Here is a 14,981-nt window from a genome sequence, read left to right as displayed (position 1 = left end):
TCAGGGCGGGGATGGATAGCGCCCGCTGTCGTCGCGTTTTCCGCTTAGGTTGGCGTCTGCTGCTGTTCGATGTATTGGCGCACGATGGCGATCGGCGCGCCGCCACAGCTTGAAGCGAAGTAAGAGGGCGACCACAGCACGCCCTTCCAGTAGCGCCGTTGGAGATCGGGCCGCTCTTGGCGCAGCAAGCGGCTGGACACGCCCTTGAGGCTGTTCACCAAGGCCGACACCGCCACCTTGGGCGGATACTCGACCAGCAGATGCACATGATCGTCCTCGCCGTCCATCTCGACCAAACGGGCCTCGAAGTCGGCGCAGACCTTGGCGAAGATCGCGCGCAGGCTGGCGACGGCCTCGCCGTCGAAGACTTGGCGGCGATACTTCGTCACAAAGACCAAATGGACGTGCATTGCAAAAACGCAGTGCCGACCTCGCCGAATATCGTTGTTATCGCTCATAGACCAAAGTATACTCCGGGCATGCAACGTCTCCAAGCCTTCAAATTTGAGTTGAAGCCCAACGGCGACCAGGCGCGCGATCTGCGCCGTTTCGCGGGGTCGTGCCGCTTCGTCTACAACCGGGCGCTGGCGTTGCAACAGGAGCGATACACGACTGGCGAGAAGAAACTCGGGTATGCCGATCTGTGCAAGGCGCTGACCGCGTGGAAGGCCGATCCCTCGACCGCCTGGCTTGGCGAGGCTCCCGCTCAAGCCTTGCAGCAGTCTCTCAAGGATCTGGACCGGGCCTACGCCAACTTCTTCGCCAAACGCGCGGACGCGCCGCGTTTCAAGAAGAAAGGCCAGTCCCGCGACAGCCTGCGCTATCCCCAGGGCTATCAGCTCGACCAAGCCAACAGCCGCCTGTTCCTGCCCAAGCTCGGCTGGCTGTGCTACCGCAACAGCCGCGAGGTGCTCGGCACGTTGAAGAACGTCACCGTCAGCCAGTCCGGCGGCAAGTGGTTCGCATCGATCCAGACCGAGCGCGAAGCCGAGATCCCGGTTCATCAGGGCACGGCCGTCGGGATCGACCTGGGCATCGTCCGCTTCGCCACCTTGAGCGACGGGACGGTCTACGCCCCGCTCAATAGCTTCAAACGCCACGAACAGGCGTTGGCGAAGGCGCAGCGCGCGATGAGCCGCAAGGTCAAGTTCAGCCGCAACTGGAAAAAGGCAAAAGCCCGCGTCCAGCGTATCCACACCCGCATCGCTAACACCCGGCGCGACTACCTGCACAAGACCACGACCACGATCAGCCAAAACCACGCGATGGTGTGCATCGAGGACTTGCAGGTTCGCAACCTGTCGGTGTCGGCGTCCGGGACGATCGAAGCGCCGGGCACCCACGTTCGGGCGAAGTCCGGCCTGAACAAAGCGATTCTCGACCAGGGATGGGGCGAGTTTCGCCGGCAACTGGACTACAAGCTGGCGTGGAGCGGCGGGCACCTGATTGCCGTGCCGCCGCACAACACCAGCCGGACTTGCCCGTGCTGCGGGCAGTTCGCCAAGGCGAACCGGCAGACTCAGGCCCGTTTCGCGTGCGTGGCGTGCGGTTTCGAGGAAAACGCCGATCTGGTCGGCGCGATCAATGTTCTAAGGGCAGGACATGCCCGGCTCGCCTGTGAAGTGAGCCCCGCAGGGGGCCAGCAGCAGGAACCCACCGAAGCGACTCAATCCGGCTCGATGTCGGATTGAACGCCGTCGGAATCCCTGTCCTTTAGGGCGGGGAGGATGTCAAAATCGATTTACGCCGTGGTTCCAGAAAGCGCGGATGCGCTTGACAAGGGTTGGTCGATATCCGATTTTCGGGTTCCGCTTTCTTGCAGCCGGACGAGGTCGTCGCGCGCCCCAATCCAATCCGGTTCGACGACAGTCAAGGAGTCACCCGATGAATGACGCGACCAACCACAAAGTGATGATCGTCGACGACGACGAGATCTCGGCCGACGTGCTCACCCTCGCCCTGGAGTCCAGCTTCGACATCCGCACACTCAACTCGGGCGACTCGGCCCTGGCGGCGCTGGAAGACTTCAAGCCGGATGTGGTGCTGCTGGACATCTCCATGCCCGGTCTCGATGGCTACGCGACCTGCCGCGCCTTGCGCGAGCGTCTGATCGCGGACGAACAGCCGGCGGTGATCTTCGTCTCGGCCAAGGATTCGCTGGAAGACCGTTTGCAGGCCTACGAGTCCGGCGGCGACGATTTCATGGTCAAACCGATCGTGCCGCCGGAGGTGGTGCGCAAGGTCCGGGTCATGGTGAATCTGGTCGCTGAGCGCAAGCAGCTCAAGGCCAGCGCGGATTCGGCCCGGCAGATGGCGATGGGGTTCCTGACCAATCTGGGCGAGACCGGGACGGCGCTGCAATTCCTGCGCAACAGTCAGGCCTGTCGCGATCCGGCCGAGCTGGCACAACTGACCCTCGCGACCCTGCGCGAATACGGACTGGAGGCCAATGTCCAACTGCGCCCGCCGGGCGAGAGCCTGACTTTCATCGAATCGGGGCGCGCCTCGCCGCTCGAAGAATCGGTGTTCGCCATGGTGCGGGATCTGGACCGGATCTTTCAGTTCCGACAGCGGCTGATCGTCAATTACCCGCACGTCTCGGTACTCATCAAGAATCTGCCCATCGCCGACACGGATCGCTGCGGACGACTGCGCGACCTGCTGGCCATCATCGCCGAGGGCTGCGAATCCAGTATGCTGGCTCTGATCCGCACCGCCGAGATCGAGGCGCGCACCCGTCAGCTCCAGCAGACGAGCGCCGCCGTCCAGGCGGCGATCAGCTCGCTCCACGCGCAGTATCAGGCGCAACAGGCCGACACCCGGATCATCCTCCACCAGATGCACGACAAATTCGCGCACGACCTGATGTTCCTGGGTCTGACCGAGCCGCAGGAGGATCGCCTGATGCAACTGCTCGACTCGTCGATCGACGAAACGCTGGAACTCTTCGCGCGCGGACTGGATTTCGGCGACAAGCTGGCGGAACTGCGGCGCGGTCTGTCGACCGACGAACAGGTCTATGTCGCCCCGAGCCAGCCGAATCCCAGCCCCCCGCCGGCGGCTGGAGCGTCCAATGACATCGAGCTCTGGTAGGCATCGAGCGACTCGCCCCTCATGCCCCATAAACCACAGATCCTGATCATCGAAGATGAGGAACCGATCCGGGTCGGCCTGGAGGATCTGTTCGTCTATCACGGCTTCGCGGTCGACTCGGCGGCCGATGGTCCCGGCGGACTGGCCAAGGCGCTCACTGGGCGCTTCGATCTGATCCTGCTCGACATCATGCTGCCCGGACTCGACGGCTTCGAGATCTGCGACCGTATCCGCGCCGTCGATCGCGTCCAGCCCATCATCATGCTGACCGCCCGCACGGCCGATGCCGACATCATCCAGGGCTTGCGGCTCGGCGCCGACGACTATGTCTCCAAGCCATTCTCAGTCACAGAACTCGTACTGCGGGTGCAGGCGGTGCTGCGCCGCAGTGGCGCGACGGGCGACGCGGCCGAGCGGCTCCGGATCGGCGAACTGGAGATCGACGCCCTCAATCTGCGCGGACGGCGCGGCGCCGAGGAGATCCCCTTCACCCGCCGCGAGATCGAGATCCTGCGCTATCTGGCCGCCCACGCTGAGCGTCCGGTCTCGCGCGAGGAACTGCTGAACAAGGTCTGGGGCTATGCGCGCGACTGCGGTCTGGAGACGCGCACGGTCGATATCCACATCGCCAAACTTCGGCGCAAGATCGAACCCGATCCGGCCGAACCGCGCCATCTGCTGACGGTGCGCGGCGCGGGCTATCGGTTGCGCGTCGATCCGGCCTGACATGCGACGCGGCAGCGACCACGATCGCGCGCGCAACCGGCTGCGGCTCGGGATCGGACTCTTCGTGCTGGCGCTGGCCGCACCGAGCCTGTGGCTGGTCCACACCGCCTATGATCAGATGAAGTGGGAGTCCTTCCGCCAGCAGCAACTGGCCGCCGAGGGACTCACGGAACGGATCGACCAGACGCTCGCCGCACTGGCGCGAGCCGAGGATCGACGTCCGATCGAGGATTACGACTTCCTCGCTCCGCCCGCCGATCCGGCCGGCACCTATCGCCGTCGCTCGCCGCTGTCCGAATGGCCGCCCGGTCCGACGATCCCCGGACTGCTCGGCTGGTTCCAGGTCGCCGCCGACGGCACCCTCAGTTCACCCCTGGTGCCGGAGGCGGGATCGTCGCCCGCCGCGCATGGCATCGATCCCGCCGATCTGGCCCAGCGTCAGGCGCGCGTCCAGCAGATCCAGGGCATCCTGGTCGGCAATCGGCTCGTCGAACGCGACGCCCAGGCGCGCGCGTCCGAATCTGACTCGCCCGAGCCGGTTCCGGCACCGGCGGCTGCCGCACCTGAACCGGAGCGCTCAGTGTCGATGCTGGACGAAGCGCCGAACCGTCTCTCACAGTCCGCCTTCGAGGGCTTGGCCGCCAACGAGCGGCTCGCCTCCAAGTCGGCGGCAGACAAGGGACAGACACTCGGGCGCGTCGACGACCTGAAGCTGGATCTGGAACTGGCCGAGCGTGGTCGGCGCCAGGAGGTCGCGGCCGAGGCCGGTGCTCCCCAGCCCGCCGCCGTGAATCTGTTCGCGAGCACCATCGAACCCTGCGAGGTCGGTCGGCTCGACAGCGGACATCTGCTGCTGTTTCGCACCGTCTGGCGCGGTGGCGAGCGTCTGATCCAGGGTGCTCTGATCGAACAGACGCCCTTCCTGGAGCAATTGATCGGCGTCCCTCTGACCTCGACCGCCCTGGCGCGCACCACACACCTGATCGTCGCCTATCGCGGTGCGGTGCTGGCCGGCTTCCGCGCCGAGTCACCCGAGGACGACTATGCCGGCCGCGCCACGCGTCTGGTCAGCACGGGTCCGTCCCCATTGACCGGCGCCCTGCTCTACCGCGCCCGTATGGCCGAACCCTTCGGCGGACTGGAACTGATCTTCAGCGTCAGCCGTCTGCCCGCTCCGGCGGGCGCGGCGGTGATCGGCTGGCTGGCGGCCACGCTCGCCCTGGTGCTACTCGTCGGCGGCTGGCTGCTGTACCGGCTGGGGGTACGTCAACTCGACCTGATCCGCCAGCAACAGGACTTCGTCTCGGCGGTGAGCCATGAACTCAAGACGCCGCTGACCTCGATCCGCATGTACGCCGAGATGCTGCGCGCCGGTTTCGCCAGCGAGGAACGCAAGTCGACCTACTATCGCTTCATCCACGAGGAGAGCGAGCGGCTGTCGCGACTGATCGCCAATGTGCTGCAACTGGCGCGCATCGGGCGCGATGCCCTGGTGCTGGAGCCGCGCGTCATGCCGATCGGCGAACTGATGGCGCAGGTGGTCGAGCGGGTTGCCAGTCAGGTCGAGCGCGCCGGTTTCCGATTGGAACTGAGCGGCGAAGACAGCGCGGCCGAGCTGCTGGTCGACCCGGACGCCTTCGTGCAGATCCTCATCAATCTGGTCGACAACGCGCTCAAGTTCGCCGCCGGGGCCGAGACGCGCGTGATCCGTCTCAGCGTCGAGACGCTGGGCAACGGACGTTTGCGAGTGAGTGTGCGTGACTTCGGACCGGGGATTCCGCGCGATCAGCGCCGACGGGTCTTCCAGCTCTTCCAGCGTGGCGACATGGCCAAGCGCCAGGCGATCCCCGGAACGGGCATCGGGCTGGCGCTGGTCGAGCGGCTCATGCGCGCCATGGGCGGGCGGGTGGAGGTCATATCCGCCGAGCCGGGGGCCGAGTTTCGGCTGGAGTTCCCCTTGGCCCGGTCGGCCGAGCGTGCTCAGGATTTATTGGGTACAGGCGCCGGCTCCAGCCGCTGATGAGGCGCCGACTCCGACACCGATGATTTGGTCTCGTGCCACTGATACCCTGGATGACTGGCGGCCTGCGCGGCCATTCCCAACATGCACCCATACAGGAAAGCGCACCCATTGACCGCTCCGAACCACTGATAGACGTATGTCATGTCCCTGCTCCCTTGTTGGCGGATGCGCTGGCCGGGATGGTCCATCGTCGACCTGGACTGGCGCGGCTTGGGGAGCGGATGTGGTCTCGACCCGGTCGGGGTTCTCGGGCGGGCGGCCATTTCGGGCCGGCTCGCGATCTCCAAGGGGATCGGGAATCCGTCCCCGTCGTTCGTGATCCTTACGCCTTCAGCTTAGTTCAGTGGGGCACTCTTCAACGCGACGTACATCACAGATCCGAGCGAATCCAAACGCCTCGCCGCCAACCCTGTGATGTCGATCACGCCCGATAACCGATCCGGAAACCGCCCCAATGACGCCCACGCACCCGCACGGGCGCCGAGATGTCGTGCATGATCTCGCCGGTATCGCGTCTGTAGGTTTGGATCAGGAACGGCAGCTCATGCGCCCCGCATTGCTTGCCGACCGGATCATCGAACAGGCGTTTGGTCCGATTGTGGGCCAGATCCACGGCCTCGTCGCCGGTCAGGGGTTGCGAGAAGCGCTGGTTGTGCGTGGGCACATAGCCGTTGCGGTCACAGCCGATGGCGTAGACGATCTCCGGGTGATCGGCCAGGATGGGCTCCTGGATGCGCGGGAAGAGCCGGTCGGTCAGATCATCGAAGCCCGTGTTGTATTTCTTGGGGTTAGTGTTGGGGATGGGCCTGTAGCTCGACGTGAAGAGCGCCTCCTCGCCGATCTCGCCGGCCGCCAGCGCCTGCTCCAGCTGACGCCCGATCTCGGCGGCGGCGCGCTGGACGACCGCCGGCATGCGCTGGTGGCACTCGATGGCGCGCCGGCCGGTCTCGCCGAGCTGGAAGACTGTGCTGATCTCATGCAGATTGACGGCCAGACTCTCCAGCTCCTGGGCCTCCTGGAGCGTCTGGGCGGCGCCGGCGGTGTTGCGATCGACCATGGACATGATGTCGCGGACGTGATCCACCACGCGATCGGCCTCCCGGCTCTGATCGGCGATCGCCGAGGCGATCTCGTCGATGCGCTCCATGGTCTGCTGGGCTCCCTGATTGATGCGGTCGAGTGAGTCGGCCGCCTGACGCGCGAGTTCGGCGCCGGCATGGGCCTGATCGGCGCCCCGCCCGATGGAGCCGATGGCCGCGCGCGTCTCCTCCTGGATGGCCGCGATCATGGCGCCGATCTCGCTGGTCGCGCGCGCGGTGCGCACGGCGAGGTTGCGCACTTCGTCGGCCACCACCGCGAAGCCCCGCCCCTGCTCGCCGGCACGCGCGGCCTCGATGGCCGCGTTGAGCGCCAGCAGATTGGTCTGATCGGCGATCTCGCGGATGACCTGCACGATGCCGCCGATCGCCTGCGAGCGATCACCGAGCGCCGCGATCACTCGCGACGACTCCTCCACCGACAGCGCGATGCGCTCGATCTCGCTGGAGGCGTCCGCGACGGCGCGCGTTCCCTGTTGGGAGAGCTGGCGGGCATCCTGGGCGTTCCCGGCGGTCAGATTGGCATGATCCGCGACCGCCCCCACACCGGCGGTCATCTGCTCGATGATCTGGACCAGACTGAGCGAGGCCTGACGCTGGGCGCTGGAGCCGTCGGCCACGTCTCGGGCGTGTCCGGCGAGGACGTCGGCGGTATTGGCCAAACGTTCGGAGTCGAAGATGACCTTGCCGATGATGCCCTGAAAGCTCTCGATCAGGGCATTGAAGTGCTCGATACAGCTCCGGGTCGGTCCGGTGCGCACAGGCACACGCCGCGACAGATCGCCGTCCCTGTACATGGCCTGCAGGGTTTCATCCAGGATACCCATGGGTCGACCGACCATGGCGCGCAGGATGAGCCAGCTTCCCCCGCCGACACCGAGCCACAGGACGCCGCCGCCAACCAGGGCGTGGATCGACAAATCGTCGACAACCGCCACGAACACCAGTCCGCTCAACGCTGAAACGGCACCAATAGCGATACTCATCCATCCGAATCCCATGCGCTCCACCAGCCTGCTGCCTATCAATTGAGGATTCTCAATTGGAACCGCAAAGGCCGACGGGATGCAAGGACAAGGAGCAGCAGTCGCGCCGTCAGCCCGTCAGGGCCGCGAACACCGCCGGCAGCCGCTCGGGCAGCCGCTCGACCTGATCGACGACCGAATAGGCGTTCTCGCCGAAGATGCGCGCCACATAGCGGTCGGCCTCGGGGTCGAGGGTCAGACAGTAGGTGTGGATGCCCTTCATGCGCAGATCCTCGACCGCTTTCTTGGCATCGTGACGCAGATACTGCGGGTCGCGCTCGTCGATGTCGGCCGGCTCGCCGTCGGTGATCAGCAGCACCAGCCGCTTCTGTGCCGGCTGCTGGTTCAGATGCCAGCCGGCATGACGCAGGGCCGCGCCCATGCGGGTCGACAGACCGCCCTTCATGCCCGCGAGCCGTGACTTGGCCTCGTCGCCATAGGGCTGATCGAAGTCCTTGAAACGGTAGTACTGCACGTCGTGCCGTCCGTCGGACGCAAAGCCATGTACGGCAAAGCTGTCCCCAATGGAATCGATCGCCCAGGACAGGAGTCCCGTCGACTCGCGTGTCAGGTCCAGGATGCTCGGCGCCTCGTCATAGCCCGGCTCGCCCTCCTTGACCCCGACCTTCTCATTGGTCGACTGCGACAGATCCATCAGCACCAGGATGGCCAGATCGCGCACATGGCGGGTGATGCGGATATTGATGCGCGGATCGGGCATGACCCCGCGCCGGATGTCGATCATGGCGCGCACGGCGGCATTGAGATCCAGCTCCTCGCCCTCCTCGTAACCGCGCCGGCGCACGATGCCCTGCGGCTGGAGCGCGTCGATCAGATGGCGGATGCGGCTGGCGACCGGCTTGTGCTTGATCAGGATCTCATCCATGGTCTCGGGATCGCCACGTCCCTGTCGGCGCTCGATCACGGTCGCCCAGTCCGGGCGGTGGAGCTGTACCTGATAGTCCCATTCCTGGTAGTGATAGGGTTCGGAGACCGGCTCCTTGCCCTCCAGTTCGTTGATGGTGCAGCCCTCCTGATCGAGCCAGAAGGGCGTCGAGAGCGTCCAGATCTCCTGCGCATCGTCTCCGGCCAGCTCGCAGTCGAGCTCGTTGACCATCTCCATGACCGTGACGTTGCGCCGCACCTGCTGCCGGCTGGCGGGCAGATAGTCCACGCCGCGCGTCATGAACAGGTTTTCGTCGAAGTCCCAGACGTAGTCGTTGTCGTCGCGATAGGGAATCGGCCAGTCTTCCAGGATGCGCAGACTGGGGACGGCGCAGATCTGGACCGCGCGGTTGTAGAACTCGACTCCGGCGATCCAACTGATGCGGTTGTCTTCAGGCGATTCGGCGAAGGCGGCACGGAAAGCGTCGGCGGACTCGTTGACGAGCGCTTCGGGATCGCGATAGTCGGCGTCCAGCAGCGCTCGCGCCAGCCGCATCATCAGGTCCAGCAACGGATGGCGCGCGCCCGGCTCATCGGTCCCGGCGGGCGCGGTGAAGAACTGGAGCCAGAGTTTCTTCAATCCGGGGAAATCGCGGATCGCCAGCGACTCGATACGCGCGTCCTCGAACAGCCCGATGAGCACGCGCTGCGCCGGATTGAGCTGCTCGGCGCTGATGGGCGCGGTGGTGTAGACCATGTGCGCGGCGCAATGCGCGGCGGCGGCGCGATAGAGTTCCACGCCCGAGATCCCGCGCCAGACGTCGAAGGCGTCGGGCAGATGGATCTGGAAGTCCTCGATGAAAGGCTTGAGTCCCACGCGCGATTCATAGTCGCCCGAGGTCGGACGCATGAAGAAGGCCCGCGCCCAGAGCGCGCGCAGATAGAAATTGAGCTTGCGCTGGTTGTCGACGAAGAGCGTGCCGCGCCGCTCTTTCTGGAGCACGGCGCGCGAGGATTCGGTCTGGAGTCCGAAATAGGCCAGTTGACCGTCCAGGTCGCGTGCATGGGCCTGCGCCCCCCACAGCGCCCAGCGCCGCAAGCCGCCGAGCGTGAGCTTGGAGAGCAGCTCGTCCATGTTCTCCATCATGGGTCTCAAGCCCCGTGGAGCCTTGCCGGCGAGCTGATGGAGCAGATTGAGATAGCCGCGCATCACCTCCAGGTCGCCGAGCCGGCTGGCCGCCAGCGGCATGGTCACCATCATCAGCGTGATGACGGTGCCCGAGGTGTGCGAGGCGAGCTTCATCAGCGAGCTGACGACATCCGGGATGATGTCCTCGCCGACCTCCTTGGCCACGCCCGGCATCTCCTGGACATAGGTCATCACCAGATCCGGCCCCTTGTTGAGGCCGCACATGGCGCGGATGCCGGTCAGATAGTGTTCGAGTCCCCGTGGGGACATCACCCGCGCGGCCTCCTGATAGCTCGATTCCAGCGCCTGGGCGTGCTCGTGCGCTGGATCGGCCTTGAGGCAGGCGAGGTATTCGCTGAAATCGATGCTCATGGCTCTATCCCGGATCGAAGGTTGACACACCCAGTGATGGACTATCACTGCTGGCAATAAATATTGCCAATAGCTATTAAATTGGTACTAATAAGTACTAAATTAGTAGTTCTGAGAGGGGGTTGACCCCATGAAAATCCCACTGTCTCCGCCCAATCTCGAAACCCTGTTGAGATCCGTCGTCGCGGCTGGCGGCATCGAACGTCTGACCAAGCTGTTGAGCGATCCAGTCGGTCCCGCCCCGAACGGACGCTATCTGCACTGGGACGAACTGAGGCACCGTCAGCCGCCTCCCGGCCTCCGCGTCGAAGACTGGTGGTTCTCGGTCAAAACGGCCCGGCGTCTTCTCTACAAGCCCATTCCGATCACGGACAAGACGGGACGCCCATTCGTCTTCGCGCTCGTCGATCCGATCCTCGCGCTCCTGCATCGCCTTGATCGCGACGCCTCCGGCCAGATCCGGCTTGCGGCTCCGATCGCCAACTCAGCGACCCGCGATGGCTATCTGGTGCGCTCGCTGATCGAGGAGGCCATCAACTCCAGCCAGCTCGAAGGCGCTTCGACCACCCGCCAGGTCGCCAAGGAGATGCTGCGCCAGGGCCGCCGTCCGCAAGACAAGAGCGAGCGGATGATCTTCAACAACTTCCAGGCGATGCGGACGATCTCCGAACGGGCGAGCCAACCACTCACACCGGACACCATCCTCGATCTGCATCGCCTCCTGACCCGCGACACCCTGGACGATCCGAGCGCCGCCGGACGCTTGCGGCATACTGATGAGCGCGTCGATGTCGTCGATCATCGCCATCAGCGCATCCTGCATGTGCCGCCGCCGGCCGACGAGCTGCTCGAACGTCTGGAGCGTCTGTGCCGCTTCGCCAACGCCGTCGATGCCGAACCCTTCGTGCCGCCCCTCGTCCGGGCGATCCTGCTGCATTTCGCGTTGGCCTATGATCATCCGTTCGTCGACGGCAATGGCCGGGTCGCGCGCGCGCTCTTCTACTGGTCTGCGCTCTCGCAGGGTTACTGGATGCTGGAGTTCGTCTCCATCTCCAGCATCCTGAAGCAGGCTCCGGCCAAGTACGCCCGCGCCTATCTCTTCACCGAAACCGACGAGTCCGACGTCACCTATTTCCTCATCCATCAACTGGAGACCATCGTCGCCGCCATGGATGGACTCCAGACCTATCTGCAGCGTAAGGCCGAGGAAACGGCCGCCGGTGAAGCCATGCTGAAGACCTCCGCGACACTGCGCGAACGTCTCAATCACCGCCAGTTGGCCCTGATCCGTCATGCGCTGCGTCACCCAGGCGCGGTCTATACCATCGAGGGCCATCGCCAAAGTCACGCCGTCGTCTACCAAACCGCCCGCTCGGATCTACTGCAACTGGTCGAACTTGGCCTGGTGTCCAAGCGCAAGGCTGGACAGGCGTTTCTCTTCGAGGCTGTACCTGATCTCAGGGCGCGTCTGAAAGAGGCAGAATCCGGGTTGAGACGGTCCGCTATTTACTCGGAATTGGGCTGATCGACCGGCTAACGCCCGTCTCGAAAGCCGAAGACTCAGAAATAGGTGTTGACCGCCGCGTCCAGGGTGTCGCGCATGTCGGGATCGTCGGTGAGCGGACGCACCAGCGCCATCTGAGCGGCTGCCTGCGGCTCGACGCCCTTGCCGATCAGTTGCGCGGCATAGACCAGCAGACGGGTCGACATGCCCTCGTCGAGACCGTGCCCCTTGAGGTTGCGGCTGCGGTGGGCGATCTGGACCAGCTTCTCAGCCGTCGCCTTGTCGACATGGCCCTCGTGGCTGACGATCTCGGTCTCGATCTCGGCGCTCGGATAGTCGAAGTCGAGCGCGCCGAAACGCTGCTTGGTCGACTGCTTCAGATCCTTCATCAGGCTCTGATAGTTCGGGTTGTAGGAGATGACGATCTGGAAGTCGGGATGGGCTGTCACCAGCTCGCCTTTCTTTTCGAGCGGCAGATTGCGCCGATGGTCAGTGAGCGGGTGGATGACGACCGTGGTGTCCTGGCGCGCCTCGACCACTTCGTCGAGATAGCAGATGGCGCCGATGCGCGCGGCCACCGTCAGCGGACCGTCTTGCCACTTGGTGCCGTTGATGTCGAGCAGGAAGCGTCCGACCAGATCCGAGGCGGTCATGTCTTCGTTACAGGCCACGGTGATCAGCGGACGGCCGAGTTTCCAGGCCATGTACTCGACGAAGCGCGTCTTGCCGCAGCCGGTCGGCCCCTTGAGCATGACCGGCATGCGCGCGGCATAGGCCGCTTCGTAGAGCGCCACCTCGTTGCTCACGGGGCGGTAGTAAGGCTCGTGGTCGATCAGGAATTGGTTGCGGTCGATGTCTGACATGGAAGCGATCCCCTTGAGGGTCGATGGCGAGGCTCGAAGCCCGGACAAAACGAAGCCCCTGCCCCTTCGATGAGGAAGCAGGGGCTCGTGTGTAAAGCCGCCGGCGAACGTAGGGTACGCCATGCGTACCCTACAGTGCTCAGACCGGCTTGCCGCGATAGACCACCATCTCGGCGCCCTTGGACTGGGCATAGTTGTCGAAGCCGATCAGACGCACATGGTTGTTTGGATGCGCCTTGTGGCAGGCTTCGGCTTCCTTGAGGATGGTGTCGATGTCGGTCTCGCCGAACATCGGCAGCTTCCACATGTACCAGTAGTGGTCGAAGGCGTTCTCAGGCTCGGTGTGCTCGATGGCCGGGTTCCAGCCCTTGGAGACGATGTACTCGACCTGCTTGCGGATGCGGTCGGCATCCATCGCCGGCAGATACGAGAAGGTCTCGAACTTGCGGCTGTTGACGTCTTCGAGGCTGGAACTGTAATCCTGCATTTCGCTCATGGGGTTGATGCTCCGAAATCTAGTTTGCTCGTGGTTCGCCGGCTGGATGGTGTCGGATCGGCGTGATGGGGAACCGCATCGATGGTGGTCGATGCGACTCCAGCGTCATCACTACCCTACTTGTGCGCCATGTCCAGCTTATCGACGGTATCGCTTCAATCCACGCCTATAAATAAATCAATTACTTATGGGCGACATCCAACTTGTCCACGGTGTCAAACTCGAACTTGATCTCTTTCCAGGTCTCCATGGCGATCTTGAGTTCCGGGCTGGACGCGGCGGCCTTGGTGAGCACGTCCTTGCCTTCCTTCTCGATAGCCACGCCCTGGTTGCGCGCTTCGACGCAGGCTTCCAGCGCGACACGGTTGGCGCAAGCGCCGGCCGCGTTGCCCCAGGGATGACCCAGGGTGCCGCCGCCGAACTGGAGCACCGAGTCGTCACCGAAGATGGTCACGAGCGCCGGCATGTGCCAGACGTGGATACCGCCGGAGGCGACGGCGAAGGCGCCGGGCATCGAGCCCCAATCCTGATCGAAGAAGAGACCGCGCGAACGGTCTTCCTTGATGTAGGACTCACGCAGCAGGTCGATCCAGCCCAGGGTCGAGGCGCGGTCGCCTTCCAGCTTGCCGACCACGGTGCCGGTGTGCAGATGGTCGCCGCCTGACAGACGCAGGATCTTGGTCAGGACGCGGAAGTGGATGCCGTGGTGCGGGTTGCGATCGAGCACCGCGTGCATGGCACGGTGGATGTGCAGCAGCATGCCGTTGTCGCGGCACCACTGGGCCAGACCCGTGTTGGCGCAGAAACCGCCTGTGATGTAGTCGTGCATGATGATCGGGGCGCCGATCTCCTTGGCGTACTCGGCACGCTTGTACATCTCTTCCGGGGTCGGCGCGGTCACGTTCAGATAGTGACCCTTGCGCTCGCCGGTCTCGCGCTCGGCCTTGTCGATGGCGTCCATGACGAAGTCGAACCGTTGACGCCAGCGCATGAAGGGCTGCGAGTTGACGTTCTCGTCGTCCTTGGTGAAGTCCAGACCGCCGCGCAGACACTCGTAGACCGCGCGACCGTAGTTCTTGGCCGACAGACCCAGCTTGGGCTTGATGGTACAGCCGAGCAGCGGGCGGCCGTACTTGTTCATGATGTCGCGCTCGACCTGGATGCCGTGCGGCGGGCCGTTGCAGGTCATGACATAGGCGATCGGGAAGCGGACGTCTTCCAGACGCAGGGCGCGCACGGCCTTGAAGCCGAACACGTTGCCGACCAGCGAGGTGAAGACGTTGACGACCGAGCCTTCCTCGAACAGATCGATCGGATAGGCGATGAAGGCATAGAAGCAGGTGTCGTCGCCCGGCACGTCCTCGATGGCGTAGGCGCGGCCCTTGTAGTAATCCAGGTCGGTCAGCAGGTCGGTCCAGACCGTGGTCCAGGTGCCGGTCGAGGATTCGGCGGCGACGGCCGCAGCGGCCTCTTCGCGCGGAACGCCCGCCTGCGGGGTGATCTTGAAGCAGGCCAGGATGTCCGTGTCCTTCGGAGTGTAGTTGGGCATCCAATAGGTCTCGCGGTACTCTTTCACGCCCGCGCTGTACGTCTTAGCCATTCTGGATCGTCCTCTGGATTAGTTTCTGTGGTGAGGTCCGGATCGACCGGCGCCCTGGCGCCCGACTGTCTGCTCTGGTCGAAACCTGAGTGCGATTATTAGCAAGAA

11 protein-coding genes are annotated in these 14,981 nt (G+C 64.4%); 5 read left to right on the top strand and 6 right to left on the bottom strand.

Annotation, left to right across the window (positions count from 1 at the left end; genetic code table 11):
* Window positions 1-44: 44 nt before the first annotated feature.
* Complete coding sequence (gene tnpA / locus HW932_RS03825) at window positions 45-458, bottom strand: IS200/IS605 family transposase (RefSeq protein ID WP_176975162.1); 414 nt, start codon at window positions 456-458, stop codon at window positions 45-47.
* A 21-nt stretch (window positions 459-479) separates the two neighbouring features.
* Here tnpA and HW932_RS03820 point away from each other — a divergent pair, with 21 nt between their 5' ends.
* From HW932_RS03820 to HW932_RS03805, 4 genes are all read left to right on the top strand, one after another.
* The gene (locus HW932_RS03820) at window positions 480-1,691 is read left to right on the top strand and encodes an RNA-guided endonuclease InsQ/TnpB family protein (protein WP_176975161.1); all 1,212 of its coding nucleotides are present in this window, start codon (window positions 480-482) and stop codon (window positions 1,689-1,691) included.
* Window positions 1,692-1,884: 193 nt separating this feature from the next.
* Window positions 1,885-3,093, top strand: a complete 1,209-nt coding sequence (locus tag HW932_RS03815) for a response regulator (RefSeq protein ID WP_176975160.1) — start codon at window positions 1,885-1,887, stop codon at window positions 3,091-3,093.
* 21 nt (window positions 3,094-3,114) lie between these two features.
* Complete coding sequence (locus HW932_RS03810) at window positions 3,115-3,819, top strand: response regulator transcription factor (protein WP_176975159.1); 705 nt, start codon at window positions 3,115-3,117, stop codon at window positions 3,817-3,819.
* A gap of 1 nt (window position 3,820) precedes the next feature.
* The gene (locus HW932_RS03805; protein ID WP_176975158.1) at window positions 3,821-5,839 is read left to right on the top strand and encodes a sensor histidine kinase; all 2,019 of its coding nucleotides are present in this window, start codon (window positions 3,821-3,823) and stop codon (window positions 5,837-5,839) included.
* Between the two features lie 424 nt (window positions 5,840-6,263).
* On the opposite strand, the gene HW932_RS03800 is transcribed toward HW932_RS03805, so the two are convergent.
* Both HW932_RS03800 and HW932_RS03795 read right to left on the bottom strand, forming a co-directional pair.
* Window positions 6,264-7,925: a methyl-accepting chemotaxis protein gene (locus tag HW932_RS03800; protein ID WP_176975157.1), complete on the bottom strand. Its 1,662-nt coding sequence runs from the start codon at window positions 7,923-7,925 to the stop codon at window positions 6,264-6,266.
* A gap of 109 nt (window positions 7,926-8,034) precedes the next feature.
* Window positions 8,035-10,410: a nitric oxide reductase activation protein NorD gene (locus HW932_RS03795; protein ID WP_176975156.1), complete on the bottom strand. Its 2,376-nt coding sequence runs from the start codon at window positions 10,408-10,410 to the stop codon at window positions 8,035-8,037.
* Window positions 10,411-10,540: 130 nt separating this feature from the next.
* Between HW932_RS03795 and HW932_RS03790 the strand changes: the two genes are divergently transcribed.
* Complete coding sequence (locus tag HW932_RS03790; protein WP_176975155.1) at window positions 10,541-11,935, top strand: Fic family protein; 1,395 nt, start codon at window positions 10,541-10,543, stop codon at window positions 11,933-11,935.
* 35 nt (window positions 11,936-11,970) lie between these two features.
* On the opposite strand, the gene HW932_RS03785 is transcribed toward HW932_RS03790, so the two are convergent.
* From HW932_RS03785 to HW932_RS03775, 3 genes are all read right to left on the bottom strand, one after another.
* A complete protein-coding gene (locus HW932_RS03785) occupies window positions 11,971-12,777 on the bottom strand; it encodes a CbbQ/NirQ/NorQ/GpvN family protein (protein WP_176975154.1) in 807 nt (268 codons plus the stop codon).
* Between the two features lie 139 nt (window positions 12,778-12,916).
* Complete coding sequence (locus HW932_RS03780; protein ID WP_012970575.1) at window positions 12,917-13,273, bottom strand: ribulose bisphosphate carboxylase small subunit; 357 nt, start codon at window positions 13,271-13,273, stop codon at window positions 12,917-12,919.
* Window positions 13,274-13,454: 181 nt separating this feature from the next.
* Window positions 13,455-14,873 carry a form I ribulose bisphosphate carboxylase large subunit gene (locus HW932_RS03775; protein WP_176975153.1) on the bottom strand — a complete coding sequence of 473 codons (1,419 nt, stop codon included), beginning with the start codon at window positions 14,871-14,873 and terminating at the stop codon, window positions 13,455-13,457.
* Window positions 14,874-14,981: the final 108 nt, after the last annotated feature.

It is taken from the genome of Allochromatium humboldtianum, assembly GCF_013385175.1.
Classification (GTDB): domain Bacteria; phylum Pseudomonadota; class Gammaproteobacteria; order Chromatiales; family Chromatiaceae; genus Thermochromatium; species Thermochromatium humboldtianum.
Note: the sequence above shows the minus strand (reverse complement) of the source record. Positions and strands in the feature narration are given on the sequence as shown.